At 63.6% G+C, this 25,639-nt stretch carries 31 protein-coding genes; 25 read left to right on the plus strand and 6 right to left on the minus strand.

The features are described from left to right. Nucleotides 1-8: 8 nt before the first annotated feature. From ACSQ3S_RS06530 to ACSQ3S_RS06560, 7 genes are all read left to right on the plus strand, one after another. Nucleotides 9-1,106, plus strand: a complete 1,098-nt coding sequence (locus ACSQ3S_RS06530; RefSeq protein WP_413447057.1) for a c-type cytochrome — start codon at nt 9-11, stop codon at nt 1,104-1,106. A gap of 9 nt (nt 1,107-1,115) precedes the next feature. Then, nucleotides 1,116-2,876 carry a cytochrome c oxidase subunit I gene (gene ctaD / locus ACSQ3S_RS06535; protein ID WP_436141905.1) on the plus strand — a complete coding sequence of 587 codons (1,761 nt, stop codon included), beginning with the start codon at nt 1,116-1,118 and terminating at the stop codon, nt 2,874-2,876. Continuing rightward, nucleotides 2,873-3,454, plus strand: coding sequence for a bb3-type cytochrome oxidase subunit III (locus tag ACSQ3S_RS06540; protein ID WP_436141906.1), 582 nt, complete (start codon nt 2,873-2,875; stop codon nt 3,452-3,454). Before ctaD (ACSQ3S_RS06535) ends, ACSQ3S_RS06540 begins: the two co-directional genes overlap by 4 nt. Continuing rightward, entirely contained in the window at nt 3,451-4,101 is a 651-nt protein-coding gene (locus ACSQ3S_RS06545) for a heme-copper oxidase subunit III family protein (RefSeq protein ID WP_436141907.1), read from the plus strand. Before ACSQ3S_RS06540 ends, ACSQ3S_RS06545 begins: the two co-directional genes overlap by 4 nt. A gap of 8 nt (nt 4,102-4,109) precedes the next feature. Beyond that, nucleotides 4,110-4,415, plus strand: a complete 306-nt coding sequence (locus ACSQ3S_RS06550) for a cytochrome C oxidase subunit IV family protein (RefSeq protein WP_436141908.1) — start codon at nt 4,110-4,112, stop codon at nt 4,413-4,415. 27 nt (nt 4,416-4,442) lie between these two features. Then, complete coding sequence (locus ACSQ3S_RS06555; protein ID WP_436141909.1) at nt 4,443-5,189, plus strand: helix-turn-helix domain-containing protein; 747 nt, start codon at nt 4,443-4,445, stop codon at nt 5,187-5,189. 62 nt (nt 5,190-5,251) lie between these two features. Further along, nucleotides 5,252-6,199 (plus strand): DMT family transporter, encoded by a 948-nt coding sequence (locus ACSQ3S_RS06560; RefSeq protein WP_436141910.1) that lies wholly within the window; start codon nt 5,252-5,254, stop codon nt 6,197-6,199. Here the strand turns inward: ACSQ3S_RS06560 and trmL are convergent. Beyond that, the gene (trmL, locus tag ACSQ3S_RS06565) at nt 6,181-6,651 is read right to left on the minus strand and encodes a tRNA (uridine(34)/cytosine(34)/5-carboxymethylaminomethyluridine(34)-2'-O)-methyltransferase TrmL (protein ID WP_176654700.1); all 471 of its coding nucleotides are present in this window, start codon (nt 6,649-6,651) and stop codon (nt 6,181-6,183) included. The genes ACSQ3S_RS06560 and trmL overlap by 19 nt on opposite strands. A gap of 20 nt (nt 6,652-6,671) precedes the next feature. Further along, complete coding sequence (locus ACSQ3S_RS06570; protein WP_436144997.1) at nt 6,672-7,427, minus strand: ComF family protein; 756 nt, start codon at nt 7,425-7,427, stop codon at nt 6,672-6,674. A 59-nt stretch (nt 7,428-7,486) separates the two neighbouring features. Here ACSQ3S_RS06570 and ACSQ3S_RS06575 point away from each other — a divergent pair, with 59 nt between their 5' ends. The 7 genes from ACSQ3S_RS06575 (at nt 7,487) to ACSQ3S_RS06605 (ending at nt 13,442) form a co-directional block, all read left to right on the plus strand. Next, a complete protein-coding gene (locus tag ACSQ3S_RS06575) occupies nt 7,487-8,413 on the plus strand; it encodes a methyltransferase domain-containing protein (RefSeq protein WP_436141911.1) in 927 nt (308 codons plus the stop codon). Between the two features lie 396 nt (nt 8,414-8,809). Next, nucleotides 8,810-10,036, plus strand: a complete 1,227-nt coding sequence (gene coxB / locus ACSQ3S_RS06580) for a cytochrome c oxidase subunit II (RefSeq protein WP_176654697.1) — start codon at nt 8,810-8,812, stop codon at nt 10,034-10,036. Nucleotides 10,037-10,051: 15 nt separating this feature from the next. Next, complete coding sequence (gene ctaD, locus ACSQ3S_RS06585; RefSeq protein ID WP_176654696.1) at nt 10,052-11,641, plus strand: cytochrome c oxidase subunit I; 1,590 nt, start codon at nt 10,052-10,054, stop codon at nt 11,639-11,641. Between the two features lie 2 nt (nt 11,642-11,643). Then, a complete protein-coding gene (locus ACSQ3S_RS06590; RefSeq protein ID WP_217430623.1) occupies nt 11,644-11,751 on the plus strand; it encodes a cytochrome oxidase small assembly protein in 108 nt (35 codons plus the stop codon). Nucleotides 11,752-11,755: 4 nt separating this feature from the next. Beyond that, nucleotides 11,756-12,325, plus strand: a complete 570-nt coding sequence (locus ACSQ3S_RS06595) for a cytochrome c oxidase assembly protein (protein ID WP_436141912.1) — start codon at nt 11,756-11,758, stop codon at nt 12,323-12,325. An 11-nt stretch (nt 12,326-12,336) separates the two neighbouring features. Then, entirely contained in the window at nt 12,337-12,540 is a 204-nt protein-coding gene (locus ACSQ3S_RS06600; RefSeq protein ID WP_176654694.1) for a DUF2970 domain-containing protein, read from the plus strand. Nucleotides 12,541-12,581: 41 nt separating this feature from the next. Continuing rightward, a complete protein-coding gene (locus ACSQ3S_RS06605; RefSeq protein WP_176654693.1) occupies nt 12,582-13,442 on the plus strand; it encodes a cytochrome c oxidase subunit 3 in 861 nt (286 codons plus the stop codon). A gap of 95 nt (nt 13,443-13,537) precedes the next feature. Here ACSQ3S_RS06605 and ACSQ3S_RS06610 read toward each other — a convergent pair whose 3' ends face one another. Further along, entirely contained in the window at nt 13,538-13,741 is a 204-nt protein-coding gene (locus ACSQ3S_RS06610) for a twin transmembrane helix small protein (protein ID WP_176654692.1), read from the minus strand. A 39-nt stretch (nt 13,742-13,780) separates the two neighbouring features. Between ACSQ3S_RS06610 and ACSQ3S_RS06615 the strand changes: the two genes are divergently transcribed. The 6 genes from ACSQ3S_RS06615 to ACSQ3S_RS06640 are packed head-to-tail and all read left to right on the plus strand — an operon-like array spanning nt 13,781 to nt 18,820. After that, complete coding sequence (locus tag ACSQ3S_RS06615; RefSeq protein WP_176654691.1) at nt 13,781-14,512, plus strand: SURF1 family protein; 732 nt, start codon at nt 13,781-13,783, stop codon at nt 14,510-14,512. Further along, nucleotides 14,496-15,113 carry an SCO family protein gene (locus ACSQ3S_RS06620; RefSeq protein WP_436141913.1) on the plus strand — a complete coding sequence of 206 codons (618 nt, stop codon included), beginning with the start codon at nt 14,496-14,498 and terminating at the stop codon, nt 15,111-15,113. The genes ACSQ3S_RS06615 and ACSQ3S_RS06620 overlap by 17 nt, the downstream gene beginning before the upstream one ends. 6 nt (nt 15,114-15,119) lie before the next feature. Beyond that, complete coding sequence (locus tag ACSQ3S_RS06625) at nt 15,120-16,289, plus strand: COX15/CtaA family protein (RefSeq protein ID WP_353399680.1); 1,170 nt, start codon at nt 15,120-15,122, stop codon at nt 16,287-16,289. Then, nucleotides 16,286-17,176: a heme o synthase gene (gene cyoE, locus ACSQ3S_RS06630; protein WP_176654689.1), complete on the plus strand. Its 891-nt coding sequence runs from the start codon at nt 16,286-16,288 to the stop codon at nt 17,174-17,176. The genes ACSQ3S_RS06625 and cyoE overlap by 4 nt, the downstream gene beginning before the upstream one ends. Beyond that, on the plus strand, nt 17,176-17,775 hold the full coding sequence (locus ACSQ3S_RS06635) for an SCO family protein (protein WP_436141914.1): 600 nt from the start codon (nt 17,176-17,178) through the stop codon (nt 17,773-17,775). The genes cyoE and ACSQ3S_RS06635 overlap by 1 nt, the downstream gene beginning before the upstream one ends. Before the next feature lie 10 nt (nt 17,776-17,785). Further along, on the plus strand, nt 17,786-18,820 hold the full coding sequence (locus tag ACSQ3S_RS06640; protein WP_353399686.1) for an AI-2E family transporter: 1,035 nt from the start codon (nt 17,786-17,788) through the stop codon (nt 18,818-18,820). On the opposite strand, the gene ACSQ3S_RS06645 is transcribed toward ACSQ3S_RS06640, so the two are convergent. Together ACSQ3S_RS06645 and ACSQ3S_RS06650 are read right to left on the minus strand one after the other, a co-directional pair. Further along, nucleotides 18,817-19,617 carry a substrate-binding periplasmic protein gene (locus ACSQ3S_RS06645; protein ID WP_436141915.1) on the minus strand — a complete coding sequence of 267 codons (801 nt, stop codon included), beginning with the start codon at nt 19,615-19,617 and terminating at the stop codon, nt 18,817-18,819. The genes ACSQ3S_RS06640 and ACSQ3S_RS06645 overlap by 4 nt on opposite strands. 16 nt (nt 19,618-19,633) lie before the next feature. After that, entirely contained in the window at nt 19,634-20,971 is a 1,338-nt protein-coding gene (locus tag ACSQ3S_RS06650) for a hemolysin family protein (RefSeq protein ID WP_176654685.1), read from the minus strand. A gap of 160 nt (nt 20,972-21,131) precedes the next feature. Here ACSQ3S_RS06650 and ACSQ3S_RS06655 point away from each other — a divergent pair, with 160 nt between their 5' ends. Further along, the gene (locus ACSQ3S_RS06655; RefSeq protein WP_176654684.1) at nt 21,132-21,509 is read left to right on the plus strand and encodes a hypothetical protein; all 378 of its coding nucleotides are present in this window, start codon (nt 21,132-21,134) and stop codon (nt 21,507-21,509) included. A 5-nt stretch (nt 21,510-21,514) separates the two neighbouring features. On the opposite strand, the gene nhaR is transcribed toward ACSQ3S_RS06655, so the two are convergent. Next, nucleotides 21,515-22,426, minus strand: coding sequence for a transcriptional activator NhaR (gene nhaR / locus ACSQ3S_RS06660; RefSeq protein ID WP_176654683.1), 912 nt, complete (start codon nt 22,424-22,426; stop codon nt 21,515-21,517). A 104-nt stretch (nt 22,427-22,530) separates the two neighbouring features. Here nhaR and ACSQ3S_RS06665 point away from each other — a divergent pair, with 104 nt between their 5' ends. From ACSQ3S_RS06665 to ACSQ3S_RS06680, 4 genes are all read left to right on the plus strand, one after another. After that, complete coding sequence (locus ACSQ3S_RS06665; protein ID WP_176654682.1) at nt 22,531-23,580, plus strand: DUF475 domain-containing protein; 1,050 nt, start codon at nt 22,531-22,533, stop codon at nt 23,578-23,580. Nucleotides 23,581-23,681: 101 nt separating this feature from the next. Next, nucleotides 23,682-24,257, plus strand: coding sequence for a TerD family protein (locus ACSQ3S_RS06670; RefSeq protein ID WP_176654681.1), 576 nt, complete (start codon nt 23,682-23,684; stop codon nt 24,255-24,257). Between the two features lie 27 nt (nt 24,258-24,284). Then, nucleotides 24,285-24,983 (plus strand): TIGR00266 family protein, encoded by a 699-nt coding sequence (locus tag ACSQ3S_RS06675; protein WP_176654680.1) that lies wholly within the window; start codon nt 24,285-24,287, stop codon nt 24,981-24,983. A gap of 19 nt (nt 24,984-25,002) precedes the next feature. Next, nucleotides 25,003-25,584 carry a TerD family protein gene (locus tag ACSQ3S_RS06680; protein ID WP_436141916.1) on the plus strand — a complete coding sequence of 194 codons (582 nt, stop codon included), beginning with the start codon at nt 25,003-25,005 and terminating at the stop codon, nt 25,582-25,584. The last annotated feature ends 55 nt before the right edge of the window (nt 25,585-25,639 follow it).

Raw genomic sequence — 25,639 nt, forward strand, 5'->3', positions numbered from 1 at the left:
AAGAGGCCATGGCGTTAGCTCTCGTATTGATACTGATCGTAGTTGGCGCCCTGGAATTTCATTACATGAGTCCGTGGTGGCTGACGCCGATCGCGTCGAACTGGCAGCAGATGGATGACGCGCTGCTGCTGACCTTCGCCATCACCGGCCTGCTGTTCGTCGTCATCCACCTGTTCGTGGCGTATGCGCTGGTGACGTTCAAGCATCAGGACGGCGTGCGCGCGGCCGCCGCGCATGGCAGTACAAAACTGGAGTGGTGGCTGGTCGGCGCCACCACGGTGGGCATCATCGCGATGCTGGCGCCGGGCTTGTCGGTGTACGCCAAGCTGATCGATCCGCCGGCCCATGCGATGGTGTTTGAAGTGCTGGGCCAGCAGTGGCAGTGGCACTACCGCCTGCCCGGCAAGGACGGCAAGCTGGGCAGTACCGACGTGCGCTTCATCAACAACAGCAATCCCTATGGCCTGAATCCGGCCGATCCCAGCGGCCAGGACGACCTGCTGGTCGAGGGACAGGAAGTGCATATTCCTGTCGGCCGGCCGGTGCGCGTGCTGCTGCGCGCGCAGGATGTGCTGCACGATTTCTATGTGCCGGAATTCCGCACCCGCATGAACATGGTGCCGGGCATGGTGACGTCGTTCTGGTTCACGCCTTCGCGGACCGGCAAGTTCGAGGTGATGTGCGCGCAGCTGTGCGGCATCGGCCATTTCAACATGCGCAGCTACGTGGTGGTCGACGACGGCCCGGCCTACCAGGCCTGGCTGGAGGCGCAGCCGACGTTTACCGCGCGGATGTCGGCGGTGTCGGCCGGCGGCGACGAGCCCGGCAAACAGGGCCGGCTGCTGGCGCAGTCGCGCGGCTGCGCGGCCTGCCACAGCGTGGACGGCAATCCCGGCGTGGGGCCGACGTGGAAGGGCCTGTTCGGCAAAAACGAAACCATGAACGACGGCGCCTCTGTGCACGTGGACGAGACGTATCTGCGGGAATCGATCACCAATCCGGCCGCGCGCGTCGTCAAGGGCTATCAGCCCATCATGCCGGCTCAGCAGCTGAGTCCGGCCGAGGTTGGGCAACTGGTCGACTACATCAAGACCATCAAGCAGTAGGAGGCGACGATGAGCTACGGCGGCGGGCATCCCCAGAGTTTCTGGACGCGCTATGTGTGGAGCCAGGACCACAAGGTGATCGCGATCCAGTACACCATCACGGCGCTGGCGATCGGCATGGTGGGGCTGGTGCTGTCCGACCTGATGCGGCTGCAGCTGGGCTTTCCCGGCAAGTTCGCCTTCATCGACGCCAGCCGCTACTACCAGTTCATGACCATGCACGGCATGATCATGGTGGTGTACCTGCTGACGGCGCTGTTCCTGGGCGGCTTCGGCAACTACCTGATCCCGCTGATGGTCGGCGCGCGCGACATGGTGTTTCCCTTCCTGAACATGCTGAGCTACTGGTTCTACCTGCTGGCGGTGCTGATACTGGCGAGCAGCTTTTTTGTGCCGGGCGGTCCCACCGGCGCCGGCTGGACGCTGTATCCGCCGCAAGCCATCCTGCCGGGCACGCCGGGCACGGAGTGGGGCATCGTCGTCATGCTGGTGTCGCTGCTGGTGTTCATCGCGGCGGCCACGATGGGCGGGCTGAACTACGTCACCACGGTGCTGCAGGCGCGCACCCAGGGCATGACCCTGATGCGCATGCCGCTGACGGTATGGGGCATCTTTACCGCCACCATCCTGGCGCTGTTCGCCTTTCCCGCGCTGTTCGTCAGCGGCGTGATGATGCTGTTCGACAAGGCGCTGGGCACCAGTTTCTTCATGCCGGCCGTGGTGTCGATGGGCCAGCACCTGCCGCACCAGGGCGGCAGTCCGTTGCTGTTCCAGCACCTGTTCTGGTTCTTCGGCCATCCCGAGGTGTACATCGTGGCGCTGCCGGTGTTCGGCATTATTTCCGATCTGATCAGCGTGCATGCGCGCAAGCAGATCTTCGGCTACAAGATGATGGTGTGGGCGATCATCGTCATCGGCGGACTCAGCTTCGTGGTGTGGGCGCACCACATGTATGTGAGCGGCATGCATCCGCTGTTCGGCTTCTTCTTCGCCACCACCACGCTGATCATCGCGGTGCCGACCGCGCTCAAGGTCTACAACTGGACGTTGACCTTGTGGCGCGGCGACATACACCTGACGGTGCCGATGCTGTTTGCCGTTGGCTTCATCAGCACCTTTGTCATCGGCGGGCTGACCGGGCTGTTCCTTGGCAACGTGAGCGTGGATATCCCGCTGTCCAACACCTACTTCGTGGTCGCGCACTTCCACATGGTGATGGGTGTGTCGCCGGTGCTGGCGGTGTTCGGCGGTTTGTATCACTGGTTTCCCAAGGTCAGCGGGCGCATGTACGACGTCATGCTGGGCCGCGTGCATTTCTGGGTGACCTTCATCGGCGCCTACCTGATCTTCTTCCCGATGCACTACCTGGGCTTGCTCGGCATGCCGCGCCGCTACTACGCGTATGAAAATTATTCGTTCATTCCGGAATCTGCGCAGACGCTGAACGCGTTCATCACCATCGTCGCGCTGGTGGTCGGTGCGACGCAGCTGTTGTTCCTGCTGAACCTGTGCTGGAGCGCGGTGCACGGGCGTGCGGCCGGCGGCAATCCGTGGCGCGCCGCCAGCCTCGAGTGGCAAACCCCGCAAACGCCGCCGGTGCACGGTAACTGGGGCGAGCAGCTGCCGGTCGTGTATCGCGGCGCGTACGACTACGGCCGGCAGGACGGCGACAGCGACTACCTGCCGCAAAACCAGGGGCCTGACGAAGAGGCACGGCGGCGGCCGGCGGGCGCCGCGGCCAAGCTGTCCGAGGAGGAAAGCACGCCATGAATTCCAGTCTTTACCTGGTGACCGGGCATGCCGGCACCGCCGCCCGGCGCACCGGCCTGTGGCTGCTGATGGGCGTGATCGCCATGCTGTTCTTCCTGTTCAGCGCGGCCTATGTGATGCGCATGGGGCTGCCGGATTGGCGGCCGCTGCCGTTCGTGCCGTGGCAACTGTGGCTCAGCACGGCATTGCTGGCGCTGGCCAGCGCCGCGTGGCAGCGCGCGTGGCGCGCGGCGGACGGCGGCAAGACGGCGGTGTCGTGGCGTGCCTATGGCTTGGCGTGTCTGTGTTCACTGGCCTTCCTGGCCTCGCAGCTATGGGCGTGGCAAGCCATGATGGCGGCCAACTTCGCGTTGGACGGCAATCCGGCCAACAGTTTCTTTTACCTGATCACCGGACTGCACGGCCTGCACGTGATCGGCGGCCTGGTTGCCGCCACGTGGGCGGCGGGCAGGGTGGCGACGATACAGCTGTGCGCGCGCTACTGGCATTTCCTGCTGGGATTGTGGCTGGTCATGTTCGCGCTGTTGTTCTGGCTGACGCCGGAACTGGTGCAGCAGATTTGCGGAGGCGCGCCATGAGCGACAAGACGGCAGGCTGGCAAGGCATGGTGGCGGACTGGTCGGGTGATCGGGAGGCGTTTCGTGTGCCGTGGGGCAAGGCGATGATGTGGATCTTCCTGCTCAGCGACACCTTCATCTTCGGCAGTTTCCTGACCGGCTATATGTCGGTGCGCATCTCGACCACGGCGGCCTGGCCCAATCCCAGCGAGGTGTTTTCGCTGACGATAGGCGGCACACAGCTGCCGCTGATACTGATCGCCATCATGACGTTCGTGCTGATCACCAGCAGCGGCACGATGGCGATGGCGGTCAACTACGCCTACCGGGGCGAGCGGGCGATGTGCTCCCGGCTGATGCTGCTGACCGCCGCGCTGGGCGCGACCTTTGTCTGCATGCAGGCGTTTGAGTGGAGCAAGCTGATCGGCGAGGGCGTGCGGCCCTGGGCCAATCCGGACGGCGCGGCGCAGTTCGGCGCCTGCTTCTTCATGATCACCGGCTTCCACGGCCTGCACGTGACGGCCGGCGTGATTTACCTGAGCATCATCGCGGCGCGGGTGCGGCGCGGCCATTATGAAAAATACGAGATCGTCGAAATCGCCGGCCTGTACTGGCACTTCGTCGACCTGGTCTGGGTGTTCATCTTTGCGCTGTTTTATCTTTGGTAGGGGGCGCCATGGAATCGACCACGCATCCGATCGGCCTGTACCTAAAGGTGTGGCTGCTGCTGTTCGTGCTCAGCACGTTTTCCTACCTGGTCGATTTCTTCCACGTCGAAAGCTATCTGCGCTGGACGCTGATCCTGCTGCTGATGATAGCCAAGGCCGGGCTGATCGTGGCGGTGTTCATGCACCTGCGCTGGGAGCGCGCGGCGCTGATGTACGCCATCCTGGCGCCGCCCGCCTGCCTGCTGGTGCTGGCCTGGCTGATGTGGCTGGAGTCCGGCTACACCTTCTTCACCCGCATGCTGTATTTCCGTTGACAGCGGAGGTGCTAAACTGACGGCACCATGCCTACCGAAATCGATCTCCGCAGCTACGATGCCGTACCGTCGGCGGGCGTGCACAGCTTCGCCCAGCTGGTGCTGCCGCTGAAGGGCAAGCTGACCCTGGACATCGACGGCGCCGGCGGCATCGCGCATCCGCTGCGCGCGGCGTTCATCGAGCCGGGCCTGGTCCATACGCAATTCTCCCGCGAACCGAATCAATCGCTGATACTGGACTTCGACCTGGCGGCCGTGCCCGAGGAAACCGCCGGACGGCTGGCCGAGCGGCCGTATGCGCCAATCAGCGCGCCGGCGGCCAAGCTGATCGACTTCATCGCGCTGATGCGCGCGCAATCCGGCGCCAGCCCGGCCTTGCTGGCCAACTGGACACCGCTGCTGCTGGAGTCGCTGGCGCAACAGGAGATCCGGCCGGCTTCACGCCTGCTGGCCGCGTTGAGCCGCATCGAGGCACATCCCGGCCAGCCGTGGAGCACCGAGACGATGGCCGGGGCCGCGCATATGAGCGTCAGCAGCCTGCACCGCGTGTTCCGCGATGAGCTGCAGACCACGCCGCTGGCCTGGCTGACCGACATGCGCCTGCGCTGGGTGTGTCGCCAGTTGGCGGAAACCGATCTGCCTATCGCCCAGTTGGCGATGGCGGCCGGCTACGCCGACCAGAGCGCGCTGACCCATGCGATGCGCCGCGCACTGGATGTCACGCCGCTGGCCTATCGCAAGCGCGAACGGCAGGATCAGACAAAAATCCGCTAGCCCTGCACAATCCTTCCCGGCAGTCCGCGCCGACAATCACCGCTTCGATGACAGGAGGCGGTATGTGGTATGGCGTGTTGTGCGGCCTGGCGGCCGGGGCGATGTGGGGCACGATCTTCGTGCTGCCGAAGTGGCTGGCGGACTTTTCGCCGCTGGAACTGGCGCTGGGGCGCTACCTGGCCTACGGGCTGATCATGCTGGTACTGCTGGCGCCGCGCCTGGCGGGACTGCTGCGGCGGCTGATGCCGTCCGACTATCTGGTCCTGCTGCGCCACGCGCTGGCCGGCAATATCGTCTATTACCTGCTGCTCTCTTGCGGCGTACAGCTGGCCGGCGTCGCCGGTGCTTCGCTGGTGATCGGCTTGCTGCCGCTGAGCGTCACCTTGCTCGGGCGGCGCGATCATGGCGCGGTGTCTTTGCGCGTGCTGGCGTGGCCGCTGCTGCTGGTGGTGGCCGGCATGGTGTGCATCAACGTCGAAGTGCTTTCGCGGGGCGAGGGCGTCGCCGCATGGCCCACGCTGGCCGCGGGCATGCTGTGCGCGTTCGGCGCGCTGGTCTGCTGGACCTGGTATGCGGTCGACAACGCACGCTTCCTGAAGCGCAACCCTCGCTTCAGCAGCGCCGAGTGGTCGGGGCTGTACGGCATCAGCAGCGGGCTCGTCGCACTTTTGCTGGCGCCGGTGCTCTGGCTGATGACGTCCAAGGCCGACGCCCCGCCGCGCGACTGGCTGCATTTCTGGCTGGTGATTACCCTGGTGGCGACGGCGGCGTCGGTGATCGGCAACCAGTTGTGGAACATCGCCAGCCGCCGCGTGCCGGTGACCTTGTCCGGCCAGCTGCTGCTGTTCGAGGTGCTGTTCGGGCTGCTGTACGGTTATCTCTACCAGCGCCGGGCGCCGCATCCGCTGGAATGGCTGGCGATCGTGCTGCTGGTGGCCGGTGTTGCATGGTCGGTATGGCTGCACGCCGAGCGGCGGCCCGCTGCGGCGTATCAGGCGCCGCCGGCGTAGCCGTTCTGGCGCCAGGCTTCGAACACCACCACGGCAACCGTGTTCGACAGGTTCAGGCTGCGGTTGTCGGGGCGCATCGGCAGGCGGATGCGCTGGGCTGGCGGGAAGGTTTCGCGGAAGGCCGGGTCGAGGCCGCGCGTTTCGGAGCCGAACACGAACACGTCGCCGGGCTGGAAGCTGGCGTTGGCGAACGGCGAGGACCCGTGCGTGGTCATCGCGTACATGCGGGCCGGATCGGGCTGCACCTCGGCCAGGAAGGCTGGCCAATCCTTGTGCACTTTCATCTGGGCGTACTCGTGGTAATCCAGTCCAGCACGCTTGAGCTTGGAGTCCTCCAGCGGGAAGCCCAGCGGCTCGATCAGGTGCAGCTGGGCGCCGGTGTTGGCGCACAGGCGGATGACGTTGCCGGTGTTGGGCGGAATTTCCGGCTGGACTAGTACGACGTGAAACAAGGTGATTCTCCTCTATCGGTTCAATGGGGCGGCGTGCGGGCAAACACCAGGTTGCTCACGCGCGCGGCGCCGTGGCGCTTCAATGTTGCCGCCAGTTCGTTCAAGGTGCGGCCGCTGGTCATGACGTCGTCGACGAGGCCGATGTGGCGGCCCGCCACCAGGGCCGCGTCCGGTATGGCGAAGGCGCCGGCGATATTCTGCTGGCGCTGGTCGGGGGCGACACTGCTCTGGGCCGTCGTGTCGCGCATGCGCACGGCCAGGCGCGGGTGCAGCACGACGCCCAGGCTGCGCGCCAGCGGCCTGGCGATTTCCAAGGCCTGATTGTAGCCGCGTTCGGCCAGCCGGCGGGGGCCGAGTGGGACCGGGCACAGCAGCGCGGGCAGCGCAAAGCCGGGTTGCTGCAGGACGGCGTCGCGCAGCAGGCGGGCGAACAGCGTCGCCAACGCGAGGCGGTGGCCGAATTTCAGCTGCAGCACCAACTGGTCGATCGGCATCGCGTAATCGGCCGCGACCAGCGTGACGTCGAAGGCCGGCCGGTGGCTGCGGCAGGCGCCGCACAGCTGCTTGTCCGCGCCCGCCGGCAGCGGATTGGCACAGCACGGGCAGCGCGGGACGGCGGCATCGCTGCCGAAAAATTGGGCAGCGCATCCGGGGCAGAGCAGGTCGTCGCTGTCGGCGGCGCACAGCGAACAGGACAGCGGCAGCAGCGCGCGCAGCAAGCCGCCGCTGGCGCGGCCCAGCAGCCGGCGTATCGTATGGTGAGTCGGGAGCTCGATCACGCTTTTGCCTTCAACCATGTACACTGCCGCATTATCGCATTACACGCTTATCGACCATGCAAGTCCCCGCAAATCCCCCCAAATTAAGCGCGCCGATCGACCAGGAGCGCGTGCGCGCCCTGTTCGGCCGTCCCGAACGCATCCAGTCCTCCGATTTCCTGCGCCGGGAAATATCGTCGCGCATGTTCGACCGCCTGGAACTGATCAAAATTGCACCGCAGCGCGTGCTCGACGCCGGCTGCGGCGCCGGTGCCGATCTGCCACTGTTGCAGAAATCTTATCCCGCAGCGCAAATACTCGGTATCGACGCCGCCGAGGCGATGGTGCTTGCGGCGCAGGGGCCGGTTGCGAAACAATCCTCGCTGAACCAGTTGTTGAGCAAATTGTTGCCGGCCAAGACAGGCGTGGACCTGGTCTGCGGCGATTTCGCCGATCTGCCGCTGGGGCCGAACTCGGTCGACCTGGTCTGGTCCAACCTGGCCCTGCACTGGCATCCGCAGCCGGACCGCGTGTTCGCCGAGTGGCGCCGCGTGCTGCGGGTGAACAGCCTGCTGATGTTTTCCTGCTTCGGGCCGGACACTTTCCGCGAGCTGAGGGCTGCCTTTGCCGAGGCCGACCTGGCCCAGCACACGCTGCCTTTCGTGGATATGCACGATTTTGGCGACCAGTTGGTGGAAGTTGGCTTTTCGACACCGGTGCTGGACATGGAAGTGATCACCGTCACCTACGACACGCCGCAAGCCCTGCTGGCCGACGTGCGCGCGCTGGGCGGCAATCCGCTGGGCACGCTGCGGCGGGGCTTGATGGGCCGGCAGGCATGGCGCCGCATGCTGGACGCGCTGGAGCGCGGCCGCCGGCCGGATGGCAAGCTGGGCCTGACTTTCGAGGTGATTTATGGCCACGCCTTCCGTCCGGCGCCCCGGATGACGTCCAAAGGCGAGGCGATCATCCGCTTTGACTTACCACGAAAGCCGCGCCAGTAGCGGGTTTGCGGTTACAGTGTGGTTCCCCGGGCTATGCCATAGTTGCGGATTGGATTATTTCTTGATGTGGGACGTTGTTGTTATATATAATCATTGACTAATTTTGCCAGCATGTCACGTCGCCAGCTATAAACCAGCGACCTGAGGTGCATGCGGGCAGAAACGAGCACGAACGAGCATTTGAATTAAGCAGAATCAGGCTTTTGCGTTGTCACAGGGCAGTATCTGGGGACGAGGTGAAAGGCCGCAAGGTCCCGCCGGGGTCGCGTCATGAAGATTTTTTCAGACGGGACTGGCATGGGGCCTGAAGTTGTTTAAGGAGCGGCGCCGGTTCAGTTCACCGAAATCCGGAGTCGTTAAAAAAATATTTTAATTTCTTGGGTGGTTGGGGAAAACATGAAACATGCGAAGCGACTTCAATCGTTGATGCTCGGGCTGTCGGTAATGGCGGCAAGTATCCCAGCGTGGGCGGCTGACACGGCGGCGACCGCGACGGGTACCTACGCTGCGGCAACCGGCGGTACCGGCGGCCCGGTGGCAGGGGAACTGAACCTGCAGCCTCCAGCGACCCAGATCGCGTCCGAAATCTACAGCCTGCACACCTGGATGATGCTGGTCTGCCTGGTCATCTTCGTCGGCGTGTTCGGCGTGATGTTCTACTCCATCTTCAAGCACCGCAAGTCGCTGGGTCACAAGCCAGCCACCTTCCATGAATCCACCGCGGTCGAGATCGCCTGGACCGTGGTGCCGTTCCTGATCGTTATCGGCATGGCATTGCCTGCGACCCGCACCGTGGTCGGCATGAAAGACACCTCCAACGCCGACATCACCATCAAAGTGACCGGCATGCAGTGGAAATGGGGTTACGACTACCTGAAAGGCGACGGCGAAGGCATCTCCTTCCTGTCCAACCTGTCGACCCCGCGCGCGCAAGTGGGCTCGCCCGGCTTCGAGCCGACCGAGAAGCGCGGCGACAACTACCTGATGGAAGTCGACAACGAAGTCGTGGTTCCGGTCAACAAGAAAATCCGCATGGTCACCACCGCCAACGACGTGATCCACTCGTGGTCGATCCCGGCCTTCGGCGTCAAGCAGGATGCGATTCCCGGTTTCGTGCGCGACACCTGGTTCAAGGCGGAACACACCGGCACCTATCGCGGCTACTGCTCCGAGCTGTGCGGCAAGGAACACGCCTTCATGCCTATCGTGGTCAAGGTCGTCACCGACGCCGAGTACAAGACCTGGGTCGATGGCAAGAAAAAAGAAATGGCCGCGCTGGCCGACGATCCAAACAAGACCTGGACCATCGACGAGCTGAAAACCAAGGGCGAAAAAGTCTACGGCGCCAACTGCGTGGTCTGCCACCAGGCCAACGGCAAGGGCGTGCCTGGCGCGTTCGCACCGCTGGACGGCTCGGAAGTGGTCAACGGTCCCAAGGCTGAACAGATCAACGTTCTGCTGCACGGCAAGAAGAGCGGCAAATTCTCCGCCGAAATGCCGGCTTGGAAGCAACTGTCGGATACGGATATCGCGGCTGTCATCACCTACACCCGTAATAGCTGGTCGAACAAGGCCGCCGAAAACATCGTTCAACCAGCCGAAGTTGTGGCTGCACGTAAGTAATCAGGAGCGTTACAAATGAGCACTAGCACCTTGGATCACGCACACGATCACGATCACGCTCACGACCATCCCCATGGTTTGTCGCGCTGGTTGTTTGCCACCAATCACAAAGACATCGGTACGCTGTACCTGTGGTTCTCGTTCATCATGCTGCTCTCGGGCGGCGTGCTGGCACTGATGATCCGCACCGAGCTGTTCAAGCCGGGCCTGCAGTTCTTCCAGCCTGAGTTCTTCAACCAGCTGACCACCATGCACGGCCTGGTGATGGTGTTCGGCGCGATCATGCCGGCCTTCGTCGGCTTCGCCAACTGGATGATCCCGCTGCAGATCGGCGCGTCGGACATGGCCTTCGCCCGCATGAACAACTTCTCGTTCTGGCTGCTGCCACCTGCGGCGATCCTGCTGGCGACCTCGTTCCTGGTCCCTGGCGGCGCCACCGCGGCCGGCTGGACGCTGTACGCCCCGCTGTCGACCCAGATGGGCCCGGGCATGGACATGGCGATTTTCGCGATGCACCTGATGGGCGCCTCGTCGATCATGGGTTCGATCAACATCATCGTCACCATCCTGAACATGCGCGCTCCCGGCATGACGCTGATGAAAATGCCGATGTTCTGCTGGACCTGGCTGATCACCGCCTACCTGCTGATCGCCGTGATGCCGGTCCTGGCAGGCGCGATCACCATGACGCTGACCGACCGCCACTTCGGCACCTCGTTCTTTAACGCCGCCGGCGGCGGCGACCCGGTCATGTACCAGCACATCTTCTGGTTCTTCGGCCACCCGGAGGTCTACATCATGATTCTGCCGGCGTTCGGCATCGTCTCGCAGATCCTGCCGGCCTTCGCCCGCAAACAGCTGTTCGGCTACGCTTCGATGGTGTACGCCACCGCGTCGATCGCCATCCTGTCGTTCATCGTCTGGGCCCACCACATGTTCACCACCGGCATGCCGGTGACCTCGCAGCTGTTCTTCATGTACGCGACCATGCTGATCGCGGTGCCGACCGGCGTTAAAGTGTTCAACTGGATCGCCACGATGTGGAAGGGTTCGATGACCTTCGAAACCCCGATGCTGTTCGCCGTGGGCTTCATCTTCGTGTTCACCATCGGCGGCTTCACCGGCCTGATCCTGGCCGTGACCCCGATCGACATCCAGCTGCAGGACACCTACTACGTGGTGGCGCACTTCCACTACGTGCTGGTGGCCGGTTCGCTGTTCGCGCTGTTCGCAGGCTTCTACTACTGGTCGCCGAAATGGACCGGCCACATGTACAACGAAACCATGGGCAAGACCCACTTCTGGCTGTCGCTGATCACGTTCAACGTCACCTTCTTCCCGATGCACTTCCTGGGTCTGGCAGGGATGCCGCGCCGCTACGCCGACTACTCGGCGCAGTTCACGGACTTCAACATGATCGCCTCCATCGGCGCCTTCGGTTTCGGCCTGTCGCAAGTCTTCTTCCTGTTCTTCGTGATCCTGCCGACCATCCGCGGCGGCAAGAAAGCCGAGGCGAAGCCATGGGACGGCGCCGAAGGCCTGGAATGGACTGTGCCTTCGCCAGCACCGTTCCACACCTTTGAAACGCCACCGCAGTTCAAGTAATCATGGGCGAACAGAAGAAGCCGAATAACGCAAGGACCGGCCTGCTGTTGGCCGGCGTGGCACTGTTCTTTTTCCTGTCCGTGTTCGTAAAACGGATGTGGCTGAGCTGACGACGTGAAAGATGACCAACAGTCGGACAAGGAAACCGGCGGGCTGAACCGCACGCTGCTGGGCAAGCTGATCGTGGTGGCGGTGCTGATGTTCGGGTTTGCGTACGCGCTGAACCCGTTCTACCGCCAGATCTGCGAAGCGCTGGGCATCAACGTGCTGACGCAGAAGGACGGCACGGTCAGCGCCGACACGAACACGCAGGTCGACAAGACGCGCGACGTGACGATCGAGTTTGACGGCAATGCGCAAGGTCCGTGGCGTTTCCGTCCGGTGACGCACAGCATGACCGTGCATCCGGGCGAGCTGGCGACGGTGATGTACGAGGTGGTCAACACCCAGAACCGCGAAGTCAGCGCGCAGGCGATACCGAGCTACGCACCGCAAAGCGCGATGCCGCACTTCAAGAAGGTCGAGTGCTTCTGCTTCAAGCAGCAGAGCTTGAAACCCCACGAGGCGCGGCAGATGCCGGTGGTGTTCTTCATCGATCCGGCGCTGCCGAGGGACGTGAAGACGATTACGCTGTCGTACACCTTCTTTGAGGTGGGCGGTCTGGACAAGACCGCATCCAAGTAAAGGTGAGCGCCATGCAAGAGGAAAAGAAACAGGCGTCGTTCATGTATTCGATGAAGGCGGTGTTCTGGTCGTTTTTCGGCCTGCGCCGCAAGAGCGATTTCGACACCGATTCGGCGAAATTGAATCCGGTGCACATCATCATCGCGGCATTGATCGGCGTGGCCTGCTTTATCGGACTGCTGATCACGATCGTCAAGTTTGTAGTTTTAAAGTAAAACGTAGCATTCTCGAATAAAGTTGATTTAGGGAGATGAAGATGAGTTCACATAACGCCGCGGCACCGTACTATTTCGTGCCTGGTCCATCCAAATGGCCGCTGCTGGCAGGCATGTCCCTGCTGACCACCATGATCGGCGCTTCGGCCTGGGTCAATGATGCTTCGTGGGGCCCAGTCGTGAACTATATTGGCCTGGCATCGATTATCGCCGTGCTGTATTTCTGGTTCGGCGAGGCCATCAAGGAATCCGAGAGCGGCCAGTACGGCCAGCGCGTCGACCACTCCTACCGCTGGTCGATGGCCTGGTTCATCTTCTCGGAGGTGATGTTCTTCGGCGCCTTCTTCGGCGCGCTGTTCTATGCCCGCACGATCACCATGCCTTGGCTGGGCGACCTGGACCACAAGTTCATCTGGCCTGACTTCGCCGCGCACTGGGGTAACGTCGGTCCTGCCGGCACCGTGCAGGAATTCAAGACCATGGGTCCGTTCCCTATCCCGACCATCAACACCGCGTTGCTGCTGACCTCGGGCCTGACGCTGACCATCTCGCACCACGCGCTGCGCGCCGGCCACCGTGCGCAGACGGCGTTCTGGCTATTCGCCACCATCGCCCTGGGCGCGATCTTCATGGGCTTCCAGGCCTTTGAGTATCACCACGCTTACACCGAACTGAACCTGAAGCTGACCTCGGGCATCTACGGCTCGACCTTCTTCATGCTGACCGGTTTCCACGGCTTCCACGTGACGATGGGCGCGATCATGTTGTCGGTGGTGCTGGTGCGCGTGCTGCGCGGCCACTTTACGGCGGACCATCACTTCGCCTTCGAAGGCGCGGCCTGGTACTGGCACTTTGTCGACGTCGTCTGGCTCGGCCTGTACGTCGTCGTCTACTGGCTGTAACAACGATATAATGCCGCAGCGATGTTGCTGCGGCGCTGAAGAAAAAGCCGCATGCGGGACCGTCCCGGATGCGGCTATTTTTTTTAGCAACTGAGTTAGCCGCGGATGCCGGTCGGCTGGATGTAACCGAGCTTGTGCGCGATCAGCAGCGCGGCGAACAGGGCGATCGACAATCCGACCCGCACCGCCAGCGCGCGCACGGTGTTGTTGCTTTTGCCCTTGTCGCGCATCAGGAAGAAGAAGGCGGAAGCCAGGCTGCCGATGATCAGGATAAACGCGATGGCGACAGCAATTTTCATGGCAGGACCGGTAGATGGTTTGATTGGGGTTCCATTGTAATGGGTATTGCGTTCCGTTTTAAACTGATCCCTTTCGTGGCGACCGTGCTGGTGGTCACGCTCGGCATACAGCTGGGCAACTGGCAGCAGCGCCGCGCGGCGCAAAAGATCGTGCTGCAGGCCAAGCTGGCGCAGGGCAACGCCAGCGCGCCGATGTTGCTCGACGGCGCGCCGCTGGCGGCCGAGGCGGTGGAGTTCCGCCGCGTGTCCGTCACCGGCGAATTTGTCGCCGACTGGCCGCTGTACCTGGACAACCGTCCGTCGGACGGCCGCTCGGGTTTTTATCTGCTGATGCCGTTTAAAATTGCGGGATCGAACATGCACGTGCTGGTGGCGCGCGGCTGGCTGCCGCGCGACGCGGCCGACCGCGCCAAACTACCGGTCTACGCCACGCCGGCCGGCACCGTCACGCTGGAAGGCACGGCGCGGCTGGATGCCGGTCACGTGATGGAGTTGGGCAAGACACCGGTATTGACGCCGAAAGCCATCGTGCAGAACGCCGATCCGCTGCAGGTGGCCAAGGACAGTGGCCTGACCATGCAGCCTTTCGTGGTCCTGCAGACGAGCCCGGCCAAGCCGGCCGGCGACGATGTGCGGATGGTGCGCGGCTGGCCGGCGCCGTCGCTGGGCGTGGAAAAACATCAGGGCTACGCCTTCCAGTGGTACGCACTGTCGGCGATGGCGGTTATCTTCTTTGTAGTGAACGGATTCAGACGTGGAAAACAAAAGTAATCAAAGCCGTGGGCGTTGGAAGCTGTTGCTGGTGCTGGCCGTCTGCGCCGCGCCGCTGGTCGGCTCCTACCTTACTTATTACGTCATCAAGCCCAAGGGCGGGGTGACCAACTTCGGCGCGCTGATCGACCCGCGCGAGCATCCGATCCCGGCCATGGCCAGCACCACGCTGGACGGCAAGCCCGCCACGCTGGAGAACTACAAGGGCAAATGGATCATGCTGAAGGTCGGCCCGTCCGACTGCCAGCAGGATTGCCAGGACCAGCTGTTCGCGATGCGCCAGCTGCGCACCATGCAGGGCAAGGAGATGGAGCGCATCGAGCGGGTGTGGATGATCACCGACGACCAGCCGCTCGACACGCTGCTGATGCGCGTCAACGACGGCACCCGCATGCTGCGCGCGCCGGCCGCCGTGATCGACAAGTGGCTGCCGCTGGAGCCAGGCGCCGGCGACCGCGCGTCCGACCACGTCTACCTGATCGACCCGCTGGGCAACCTGATGATGCGCTTCCCGAAAGGGGCCGTCTCCAGCGACACCGAGAAGGTGAAGAAGGTCCACAAGGACATCAGCAAGCTGCTGAAGGCTTCGGCGATAGGCTGACCGGCTATGCACTCGACCACCATCGCCCAAATGGCCGTGACCGCGCTGCTGGTCGCGCTGCTGCCGCTGTCGCTGGTGTGGACCTCGTCCGACGCCAACAAATACCGCAAGCTGGTCTGGGTCAGCGTGTTCCTGACCTTCGACCTGATCGTGTTCGGCGCCTTCACGCGGCTGACCGATTCCGGCCTCGGCTGCCCGGACTGGCCGGGCTGCTACGGCGCCGCCAATCCCTTCCTCGCGCATGAGCAGATCACGGCGGCCGAAGCGCTGCTGCCGACCGGCCCGGTGACCGTGGTCAAGGCCTGGATCGAGATGATCCACCGCTACCTGGCGATGACGATCGGTGTGCTGATCGTGGCGATGCTGGCGCAATCCATTTATCAGTGGCGCAAGTCGAAAGGCACACGGCCGGAATATGCGCCGTGGCTGCCGGCGCTGCTGTTCGGCTTTGTCTGCCTGCAGGGCGCGTTCGGCGCCTGGACCGTCACGCTGAAGCTGCAGCCGGTGATCGTCACCACCCACCTGCTGCTGGGCATGGGCCTGCTGGCGCTGCTGGCCTGGTACGGCGGCCGCCAGAACCAGCTGATCTCGCCGGTGCGCACGGTGACGGCCTCGCCGCCGGCGATGCGCAACATCCGCCTGCTGGCCGGCGCCTCGGCCGCGCTGCTGCTGGTGCAGCTGGCGCTGGGTGGCTGGACCAGCACCAACTACGCCACGCTGGCCTGCACCGATTTCCCTCTGTGCGGCGGCAAGCTGGTGCCGGACATGGACTTCGAACACGGCTTCACCCTGTGGCGCGAGCTGGGCAAGACCGCGGCCGGCCACTACCTGCCGTTTGCCGCGCTGACGGCGATCCACTGGGTGCACCGCAATTTCGGCTTCATCGTCGCGCTGGTGGCCGGCTACACGGCCTGGCGCGCGTGGGAGCACGCGGCGCTGCACCGCACCGCGCGCAATATCGCCATCACGCTGGCGGTGCAGATCGCCAGCGGCATCGCCACCATCTTCCTCAGCTTCCCGCTGGCCATCGCGGTGCTGCACAACGCCGGGGCGGCGATGCTGGTCCTGCTGCTTACCATGTTAAACTACAAGGCTAAGTACCAGTACGACCTTGCCAAAAAGGCAGCCTCAGGCGCCGGTTTCGGGCAAGCCCAGTTCACCAAGCAACGCCAATGACCACTCAAACCATCTCCAAACCCGCCAGCCGCGCTTCACAGTACTGGGCGCTGACCAAGCCCCGCGTGACGCAGCTGGCCGTATTCTGTGCCGTGATCGGCATGTTCCTGGCCACCGACGGCATGCCGGACTGGCACGTGCTGATCGCCGCCACGGCGGGCATCTGGCTGCTGGCCGGCGCCGCGTTTGCCGTCAACTGCCTGGCCGAGCGCGAAATCGACGCCCGCATGGCGCGCACCGCCCGCCGCCCGATGGCGCTGGGCGACATCACCGTCACGCAGACCGTGGTCTTCGCCGCCGTCATCGGCGGCGCCGGCATGTGGATCCTGTACTCGCTGGTGAACCCGTTGACGATGTGGCTGACCTTCGTCACCTTCGTCGGCTACGCCATCATCTACACCATGATATTGAAGCCGGCCACGCCGCAGAACATCGTCATCGGCGGCCTGTCCGGCGCGATGCCGCCGGCACTGGGCTGGGCCGCCGTCGCCAACGACGTGCCGATGCAGGCCTGGCTGCTGGTGATGATCATCTTCGTCTGGACCCCGCCGCACTTCTGGGCGCTGGCCCTGTATCGCCGCGACGACTACGCCAAATCCGGCCTGCCGATGCTGCCCGTCACGCACGGCATGCAGTTCACGCAGTTCCACGTCTGGCTGTATTCGATCGCGCTGGCCGCCACCACCTTGCTGCCGTACGTGGTGCACATGAGCGGCCTGATTTACCTGGCCTGCGCCATCGTGCTGAACGCCGTGTTCCTGCGCCACGCGTGGAAAATCTACCGCCACTACACCGACTTGGTGGCCCGCAAGGCCTTCACCTGGTCGATCATCTACCTGTCGCTGCTGTTCGCAGCGCTGCTGGTGGACCACTACTTCAAGATCTGATGAAAAAACTCCTCGCCCTGGCCCTGGTGGCCCTGTCCGTATTGCTGGCCGCCTGCGGCGAGAAGCCAGCGCCCCGGCTGGAATTCAAGAACACCGACCTGACCGGCGCCGCCTTCGCCAAGGACTTCGCGCTGACCGACCATCACGGCAAGCCGCGCACCATGGCCGATTTCAGGGGCAAGGTCGTCATCATGTTCTTCGGCTATACCCAGTGCCCGGACGTTTGCCCGACCACGATGGCCGAGATGTCGGCCGTGATGAAGGAGCTGGGCCCGCAGGCCGAACAGGTGCAGGTGCTGTTCGTCACCGTCGACCCGGAGCGCGACACGCGCGAACTGCTGGCGCAATACGTGCCGGCCTTCGACAAGCGTTTCCTCGGCCTGTACGGCACGCCCGAGCAGACCGCCGCCGTCGGCAAGGATTTCAAGGTGTTCTACGCCAAGGTGGAGGGCAAGACGCCGGGCAGCTATTCGATGGACCACACCGCCGCCAGCTATGTGTTCGACAAGCAGGGCAAGATCCGCCTGCTGGTGCGCAGCGGGCAGGGCCCGGCGCCGCTGGTGCATGACGTGAAGCAGTTGTTGTCCCTGTCCTCCTGAGGCGGGGCGCATGCGACAGCGCTTCCAACCCTATACCCGCCTCGCGGCCGTCGTCCTGCTGGTGATCGGCTGCCTGACCGTGCTGCGGCCGTTCCTGGCCGCGATCCTGTTCGCCACCGCCATCACCATCTCCAGCTGGCCCTTGTACGAGCGCCTGCTGGCCAGATGCAAGCAGCGCCGCGCGCTGGCCGCCGCCACCATGAGCCTGGGCCTGACCCTGCTGATCATCCTGCCGCTGGCGCTGGTGACCTGGAACGTGGCCGACAACGCCTCCGATTTCTACGACCAGATCAAGGCCGGCATCGATAGTGGCACCTTGGTGCCGCCGTCGTGGCTGAAGGATATTCCGGTGCTCGGCGAAGCTGCCGACACCTATCTGCGCAAGTTGCTGGGCAGCCGCGAGGAATTGCTGAACGTCGCCAAGAACCTGCTGGAGCCGGCGCGCCGCTTCCTGCTGGGCGGCGGCATGGTGCTGGGCAGCGGCGTGGCGCAGGTCAGCCTGGCGGTGTTCGTCAGCTTCTTCCTGTACCGCGACGGCCACGCCATGCTGGCGGCGCTGGCCACCGGCATGGATAAACTGATCGGCGCGCAAAGCGTGGCCGTGGCCGATACCGTCAGCCGCACCGTGCGCGGCGTGATGTACGGCCTGCTCGGCACCGCGCTGGCGCAGGCCGGCGTGGCCGCCATCGGCTTCCTGATCGCCGGCGTGCCGGCCGTCGCGCTGATGTCGGTGGCGACCTTCCTGTTCTCGCTGGTGCCGGTCGGACCGCCGCTGATCTGGGGCGGCGCGGCGATCTGGCTGTTCAACGAAGGCCGTACCGGCTGGGGCATCTTCATGCTGGTGTGGGGCATGTTCCTGATCAGCGGCGTCGACAACGTGGTCAAGCCCATGCTGATCAGCCGCGGCAGCAGTCTGCCGTTCATCCTGGTCTTGCTGGGCGTGATGGGCGGCGTGCTGGCGTTCGGCTTTGTCGGTCTGTTCATCGGCCCGACCTTGCTGGCGGTGGGCCTGGGCCTGCTGCAAAACTGGACCAAGGGCACCTAGAAATTGACCATCTGCGCGGCACGCTCGGCGTCGGTGTGGCGGGTGAAGATGCGTCTCAGCGTGCCGTCGTCGCGCATTGCCCGCACCGCCTGGCTGAAGCGGGCCGCCGTGGCTTCGTCGATGCGCCGACGCGACAGGATCAGTCCGGAGACGATGTTGTCCTTGGGCCGCCAGTCCATGACGCTGTAGGTGCCGGCCAGCTGCTCCTGTTTCACCAGCGGATACCAGGTGGTCGGCGTCGCCATGACGGCCTGCACGCGCCCCAGCTTGAACAGGCGCAGCATGGAAAGATGATCGGCCGTCTCGAACACGCGGCCCTGGGCGCGCAGCTGCGCCAGCCACGCCTCGTAAGCCTTGCCGTGCTTGTAGCTCTTGACCACCGCGATCTTGTAATGTGGATCGGCGAGGAAGCTTTCCATGCTGGTGACGCGCGCGCTCAGGTCCTTGTGCAGCAGGACGTAATTGCGTCCGATCATGTAGGGGATGATGGGGCCGATTTTTTCCCGCTCGGGCAGCGGGATGGCGGACACCGACATATCGATGGTGCCGGCGTTAAAGCCGGCCCAGATGCGCACGCGCGAATCGACGCTGGCTTCGATCGTGCAACCCAGCCGGCGCGCCAGTTCGTCGACCACGTCCTTGTCGATGCCGGTCCAGCTGCCGTCGGGAGCCCGGTAGAACAATGCGCCGTCCTCGTAGAAGGAGACACGCAGATGCCCGCATTCGCCGGCCGGCGCCGCGCCTGGCGCGCCGGCAAGGCAGAGCAGGGTACAGCACAGGATCGAACGCCTCAGCACAGTGCCTCCTACCGGGTTAATCCAGGTCGGCGTTGTCCTCGGTGTCATCCTTCGGGATGACCTTGACCAGCAGGATACGCGGGCCGTTCATTTTCTTGGCGACGATGTCGAAACCGCGGAAACTGATGCGCTGGCCCTGTTTCGGGATATCGCCCAGTTTCAGCATAATCAGGCCGCCCACCGATTCTACCTCTTCCAGCCCGAGCTCCTCGTTTTCGATGTCGATGCCCAGTGTGCGCTCGAGCGAGAAGATCGGCAGGCTGGCCTTGCCGACCAGCGTGCCGTCGGGCTGCTTGAGCCAGTCGTTCTCGTTGAGGCGGAACTCGTCGTGGATCTCGCCGACCATCGCGCCCAGCAGGTTGTCCAGCGTGATGAAGCCCAGCGGACGCTTGCCCTTCTCGCCGATCAGCGCGAAATGCGGTGCGCCGTCGCGGAAGCGGCGGAACTGCTCCAGCGCCGGCGTGCGGGCCGAGATCGTCTCCACCGGCCGCAGGAAGGGCACCAGGTCGGTCACCGGCTTGCCCGACTGCTGGGCGAAGAACAGGTCCTTCAGGTGCACCACGCCGAGCACCGTCTCGCCATCCTTGTCGTAGTAGGGATAGCGGCTGAAGCGGTTGCGCAGCATGGTTTGCAGGTTGTCGTTCAGCGGGCGGTTGGCGTACAGGCCGATCACCTCGTTAATCGGACGCATCAGGTCGGATACGGCCAGGTCGCTGAAATCGAGCGAGTGGGCCAGGATGTTGCGCTCATCCTTGTTGAACTTTTCGCCCGGCTGGCTGGTGCGCAGGATCAGCTTCAGTTCGTCGACCGAATAGTGGCTGTCGTGGCTGCCCTTGCCGGACAGGCCGGCCAGCTTGAGCACCATGTTGGCGCTCTCGTTCAGCACCCAGATGAAGGGGTACATGGTCCAGTAAAAGCCGTACAGCGGCAGCGCGCTCCACAGGCCGATCACCTCCGGCATGCGGATTGCAAGCGACTTCGGCGCCAGCTCGCCGACCACGATGTGGAGGAAGGAGATCACGCAGAAGGCGAACACGAAGGCGATGCCGTGGACGATTTCCGGCGCGGTGACGCCGATGGCCGTCAGCAGCGGTTCCAGCAGGCTGGCGAAGGCCGGTTCGCCGACCCAGCCCAGGCCCAGCGAGGCCAGCGTGATGCCCAGCTGGCAGGCGGACAGGTAGGCGTCCAGCTCGCCGTGCACCTTGCCCAGGATGCGGCCCTTGAGTCCCTGCGTCTTGGCAATGGCGCGTACGCGCGTCTTGCGCAGCGTGACGATGCCGAATTCGGCCGCCACGAAGAATCCATTGAGCGCGACCAGGAAGACGGCGAGCACGACAAGCATGAGGTTTTGCATAGGGGCCGAGCGGCGATTCGGGTAGTTAAAACATGCATCTTAAACGACTGTGCGGCAGCGCAGCGCAAAAAACGCCGCCGACGCAAGAATGTGCGTAAATTGGGGCCTGGGATTCCAGTATAGTTGGCGGCATGGTTAAAAAGACAAAAAAGGCCACCAAATGAGCGAGGGATATTACGAGAGCGTCGGGCAGTTCATCTATGGATTCAGCCGGGCGCAGACCGAATATTCGTGGTTGCTGGCGCAGATAGGCGGCCAGGCCTTGCGCTGGCCGGAAACGCCGGACAGCTACCGCAAACTGGCCGCCGCCGCCCAGGCCAGGCTGGCCGCGCTGCAGGTGGAAGACGCCGTGCTGGCCAACTTCAACGCGCTGGTCGACAAATTCACCCTGCTGGCCACCATCGAAGAGCAGTTCCTGCCCTCGTTCGACCCGGCGCAGGCCGATGCCATGCAACCGCACCTGGACCAACTCGCCGCCGCCAAGAAGCTGCTGGCAATCTGCAAGGAAGACATGACCCGGCTGCTGGCCAGCCTGTGACTGCCTTATTCGGCGATGGCGAACGGGCCGCTGTGCACCGCGCTGAGGATGGCCTCGATCGCCGGGTGGGTGATCTTGCGGGCGCTGGAGATGGCGAAGAACTGTTCCCGTAGTTCCGGGGCGTCGCCCACCAACACCGCGCCGAACTGATCCTCGATGTCCTGCGCCAGCGCCGACGGCGCGAAGAACAGGCCCAGCCCGTTGCGGCCGAAGGTGTTCAGCATCGCATTGTCTTCAAACTCGCCGACGATGTCCGGCCGCACCTCGTGCTGCACGAACCAGGCGTCGATGCGGCCGCGCAGCGCGTTGTTGCGGGTCGGCAGCAGCAGCGGCGCGCCATGCAGGCTGGCCGGGAAGTTGCGCCGGTATTTGCGCGCCAGCCTGGGAACGCCGAACAGCTTCATGTCGCTCTCGCCCAGCAGGTGGCTGAACACCTTCAGGCTGCCGCCGGCGCGCACGGCGCGGTCGGTCAGCACCACGTCGAGCTTGCCCAGCGCCAAGTCGGCCAGCAGGTTTTCAAATTCATCCTCCATGCACACCAGCCGCACCTGCTGGTCCATCTGCTGCGTCGCTTGCAGCAGGCGGAAGGCGATCAGCTTGGGCAGCGAATCGGAAATGCCGACCGTCAGCCGCATCTTGCCCGCCTCCGCCTCGTCCAGCGCATCCTGCAACTGGTCGCCCAGCAGGAAGATCTGGTCGCAATAGATGAGCGCCAGCTTGCCGGCCTCGGTCGGCACCAACCGCCGTCCCTGCGGCTCCAGCAGCTGCTTGCCTATCGATTGCTCCAGCGACGCCAGCTGCATGCTGATGGTCTGCACGGCCAGCCCCAGCCGCTCGGCCGCGCGCGTCACGCCGCCCTCCTTGGCCACCATCCAGAAAAAATACAGGTGGCGGAAATTCAATCCGCTGGTTTTCATGATCTTCTATTTTTACGAAGGAATACTTCAATTATCTTCTATTTTTAAAAAGTCGTTTGTTCTCTACACTGCATCCCATCGATTCATAACCAAGAGAGAAAAGAATGAAACACTTCAAAGTGTCATTCCTCGTCACGTTCCTGTGCCTGGCCGCAGCGGGCTGGTGGGGCTACGAACTATCGGGATGGGGCGGCGCCTTGTCCGCCGTGGGCATCGCCGCGATCCTGGCCGCGATGGAGGTATCGCTGTCGTTCGACAACGCGGTGGTCAACGCTTCCGTGCTGAAGACCTGGGACGACTACTGGCAGAAACTGTTCCTCGGCGTCGGCATCATCATCGCGGTGTTCGGCATGCGCTTGCTGTTCCCGCTGGTGATCGTGGCGGTGGCCGCGGACATCGGCATCATGGACGTGTGGCACCTGGCGCTGAACGATCCCAAGACGTATTCGATGCACCTGACGAATCACCATTCGGAAGTGGCGGCATTCGGCGGCATGTTCCTGCTGCTGGTGTTCCTGAACTTCCTGCTCGATGACGAGAAAGAAGTGCACTGGCTGGGCAACGTCGAGAAGAAACTCGGCTCGCTGGGCAAGGTGTCCTCGATCTCGGTAATGATTGCGCTGGGCGTCCTGCTGGGCTCCATGGGCCTGGTAGGCGAAGCGCACAAGCTGGTGGTGCTGGTGTCCGGCCTGTGGGGCATCCTGATCTACGTCGGCGTCGATGCGATCAGCAACCTGCTGGAGAAGGAAGAAGAGGGCAGCAACGTCGGTGACCTGGTCAAGAAGGGCGGTATCGGCGGCTTCCTGTACCTGGAAGTGCTGGATGCTTCGTTCAGCTTCGACGGCGTGATCGGCGCGTTCGCCATCACCACCGACGTCGTGATCATCATGCTGGGCCTGGCCATCGGCGCGATGTTCGTCCGCTCGCTGACGGTGTACCTGGTGAAGAAGGGCACGCTCGATGAATTCGTCTTCCTGGAGCACGGCGCGCACTATGCGATCGGTATCCTGGCCGCGATCATGCTGGCAAGTATGAAGTACCACATCCCGGAACTGTTCACCGGCCTGATTGGTGTGGCCTTCATCGGCGCCTCGCTGTGGTCTTCGGTACGCCACCGCCGCAAGCAGGAAGCCGCCGTCGCCATCGCAGCATAACGTTTTCAAGAATCCGGCGGGCCGTCAATTACGGACACGGCCCGCCGCCTGCAGTACCAAGTGTAAATAAGGTCCGGTTCTCTTTTTAGGAGTATCACATCATGGCAATCAGTCTGCAAAAAGGCGGCAACGTCAATCTGAGCAAGGAAGCTCCCGGCCTGTCGAAAATCGTGGTCGGCCTGGGCTGGGACGTACGCAGCACCGACGGCAAGGACTTCGACCTGGACGGCTCGGCCTTCCTGCTGAAAGTGGACGGCAAGGTTCGCGCCGACAATGACTTCATCTTCTACAACAACCTGAAATCGTCGGACCAGTCGGTCACGCACTCCGGCGACAACCGCACCGGCGCCGGCGACGGCGACGACGAAACCGTCACCATCGACCTGACCAAGGTGCCGGCCAACGTGGAGCGCATCGCCATCTGCGCGACGATCCACGAAGGCGACGAACGCCGCCAGAACTTCGGCATGGTGCAGAAGGCTTTCATCCGCTGCGTCAACGCCGCCGGCAACGGCGAGATCGCCCGCTACGACCTGTCGGAAGACGGTTCGACCGAATCGGCGATGGTGTTCGGCGAGGTGTACCGCAACGGCGGCGATTGGAAGTTCAAGGCCGTCGGCCAGGGTTTCAAGGGCGGCCTGGGCCCACTGGCTTCGTCGTTCGGCGTAAGCGTTTAATTTAAAGTCAGAAGAAAGGACTCAATCATGCCCAAGTTTTCGATCACCGGCGATATCGACCCATTCCTGCACGTCTCGCTGGCTCACGGTGAAAAAATCTACTGCGAGTCCGATGCGATGGTGATGATGGAAGCGGCGCTCGATTTGAAGGGCAAGGTCACCGGCGGCATCGGCGCGGCCATCATGCGCCGCTTCGCCAACGGCGAGTCCTTCTTCCAGCAGCATATCGAGGCGGTGCGCGGCGAAGGCGATTGCCTGCTGGCGCCGCGCCTGCCCGGAGCGATGCAGATATTGGACGTCGGCCAGCAGCAGTACATGCTGAGCGACGGCGCCTTCGTCGCAGCCACCTCCAGCGTCGAGCTGAAGGTGCGTACCCAAAGCCTGGGCAATGCGCTGTTCGCGCAGAGCGGCGGCTTTTTCATCACCGAGACGGCCGGCGTCGGCCAGGTGGCGGTGTCGGGCTTCGGCTCGATGTCGCAACTGGACGTGACGCCGGGGCGCGACGTGATCATCGATAACTCGCACGTGGTGGCATGGGACAGCGCGCTGCGCTATGAAATCTCGGTCACCACGGGCGGCAGCAGCGGCTTTCTGAGCAATCTGGTCAATAGCCAGACCAGCGGCGAAGGCATGGTGCTGCGCTTTTCCGGACAAGGAAAAATCCTGATCTGTTCGCGCAACGGCGCGGCGTTCCAGGCCTGGGCGCAGCGCGGCGGCACGCAGTAAATCAACATAGGAGTCAACCATGACAGTCAGTTTAAGCAAGGGCCAGAAGATATCTCTGGAAAAGGAAGCCGGCGGCGCGTTGGGCCGCGTGACGATGGGCCTCGGTTGGGACGCCATCAAGAGCAAGGGCTTCCTGGGCTTCGGCGCCAAGACCGAGGCGGTCGACCTGGACGCCTCGTGCGTGATGTTCAACGAGTCCGGCGCGCCGGTCGACGTGATCTGGTTCCGCCAGTTGAAGAGCAAGGATGGCAGCATCCAGCACACCGGCGACAACCGCACCGGCGCCGGCGACGGCGACGATGAACAGATCAACGTCGACCTGGGCGCCGTGCCGTCGTCGATCAAGAGCCTGGTGTTCACGGTGAACAGCTTCACCGGCCAGACTTTCGCGCAAGTGGAGAACGCCTATTGCCGCCTGGTCGACGCGGTCAACGGCAAGGAAGTGGCGCGCTTCAACCTGTCGGTGCAGGGGCCGCACTCGGCGCAGATCATGGCCAAGCTGTATCGCCACAACGGCGAATGGAAGATGCACGCCCTCGGCGAAAACGGCAAGGGCCGCACTTTCGACGAGCTGCTGCCGCAGATCGCAGCGCACCTGTAACCGCCGTCCGGCCGACCGCTGTCCGCCAACGTCGTTCGCTCCGGCGCTACAATAG

Origin of the sequence: Duganella sp. LjRoot269, from assembly GCF_964254095.1 — a bacterium.
GTDB lineage: Bacteria > Pseudomonadota > Gammaproteobacteria > Burkholderiales > Burkholderiaceae_D > Rugamonas > Rugamonas hordei.

Coding starts and splice junctions, on each gene's coding strand:
- ACSQ3S_RS06560 (WP_436141910.1), top strand. CDS start 5,252: ATGTGGTATGGCGTGTTGTGCGGCCTGGCGGCCGGGGCGATGTGGGGC.
- ACSQ3S_RS06665 (WP_176654682.1), top strand. CDS start 22,531: ATGAAACACTTCAAAGTGTCATTCCTCGTCACGTTCCTGTGCCTGGCC.
- ctaD (WP_436141905.1), top strand. CDS start 1,116: ATGAGCTACGGCGGCGGGCATCCCCAGAGTTTCTGGACGCGCTATGTG.
- ACSQ3S_RS06540 (WP_436141906.1), top strand. CDS start 2,873: ATGAATTCCAGTCTTTACCTGGTGACCGGGCATGCCGGCACCGCCGCC.
- ACSQ3S_RS06605 (WP_176654693.1), top strand. CDS start 12,582: ATGAGTTCACATAACGCCGCGGCACCGTACTATTTCGTGCCTGGTCCA.
- ACSQ3S_RS06545 (WP_436141907.1), top strand. CDS start 3,451: ATGAGCGACAAGACGGCAGGCTGGCAAGGCATGGTGGCGGACTGGTCG.
- ACSQ3S_RS06640 (WP_353399686.1), top strand. CDS start 17,786: ATGCGACAGCGCTTCCAACCCTATACCCGCCTCGCGGCCGTCGTCCTG.
- ACSQ3S_RS06655 (WP_176654684.1), top strand. CDS start 21,132: ATGAGCGAGGGATATTACGAGAGCGTCGGGCAGTTCATCTATGGATTC.
- ACSQ3S_RS06650 (WP_176654685.1), bottom strand. CDS start 20,971: ATGCAAAACCTCATGCTTGTCGTGCTCGCCGTCTTCCTGGTCGCGCTC.
- ACSQ3S_RS06600 (WP_176654694.1), top strand. CDS start 12,337: ATGCAAGAGGAAAAGAAACAGGCGTCGTTCATGTATTCGATGAAGGCG.
- ACSQ3S_RS06530 (WP_413447057.1), top strand. CDS start 9: ATGGCGTTAGCTCTCGTATTGATACTGATCGTAGTTGGCGCCCTGGAA.
- ACSQ3S_RS06590 (WP_217430623.1), top strand. CDS start 11,644: ATGGGCGAACAGAAGAAGCCGAATAACGCAAGGACCGGCCTGCTGTTG.
- ctaD (WP_176654696.1), top strand. CDS start 10,052: ATGAGCACTAGCACCTTGGATCACGCACACGATCACGATCACGCTCAC.
- nhaR (WP_176654683.1), bottom strand. CDS start 22,426: ATGAAAACCAGCGGATTGAATTTCCGCCACCTGTATTTTTTCTGGATG.
- ACSQ3S_RS06625 (WP_353399680.1), top strand. CDS start 15,120: ATGCACTCGACCACCATCGCCCAAATGGCCGTGACCGCGCTGCTGGTC.
- ACSQ3S_RS06555 (WP_436141909.1), top strand. CDS start 4,443: ATGCCTACCGAAATCGATCTCCGCAGCTACGATGCCGTACCGTCGGCG.
- ACSQ3S_RS06680 (WP_436141916.1), top strand. CDS start 25,003: ATGACAGTCAGTTTAAGCAAGGGCCAGAAGATATCTCTGGAAAAGGAA.
- cyoE (WP_176654689.1), top strand. CDS start 16,286: ATGACCACTCAAACCATCTCCAAACCCGCCAGCCGCGCTTCACAGTAC.
- ACSQ3S_RS06615 (WP_176654691.1), top strand. CDS start 13,781: ATGGGTATTGCGTTCCGTTTTAAACTGATCCCTTTCGTGGCGACCGTG.
- ACSQ3S_RS06575 (WP_436141911.1), top strand. CDS start 7,487: ATGCAAGTCCCCGCAAATCCCCCCAAATTAAGCGCGCCGATCGACCAG.
- ACSQ3S_RS06550 (WP_436141908.1), top strand. CDS start 4,110: ATGGAATCGACCACGCATCCGATCGGCCTGTACCTAAAGGTGTGGCTG.
- ACSQ3S_RS06610 (WP_176654692.1), bottom strand. CDS start 13,741: ATGAAAATTGCTGTCGCCATCGCGTTTATCCTGATCATCGGCAGCCTG.
- ACSQ3S_RS06670 (WP_176654681.1), top strand. CDS start 23,682: ATGGCAATCAGTCTGCAAAAAGGCGGCAACGTCAATCTGAGCAAGGAA.
- ACSQ3S_RS06675 (WP_176654680.1), top strand. CDS start 24,285: ATGCCCAAGTTTTCGATCACCGGCGATATCGACCCATTCCTGCACGTC.
- coxB (WP_176654697.1), top strand. CDS start 8,810: ATGAAACATGCGAAGCGACTTCAATCGTTGATGCTCGGGCTGTCGGTA.
- ACSQ3S_RS06635 (WP_436141914.1), top strand. CDS start 17,176: ATGAAAAAACTCCTCGCCCTGGCCCTGGTGGCCCTGTCCGTATTGCTG.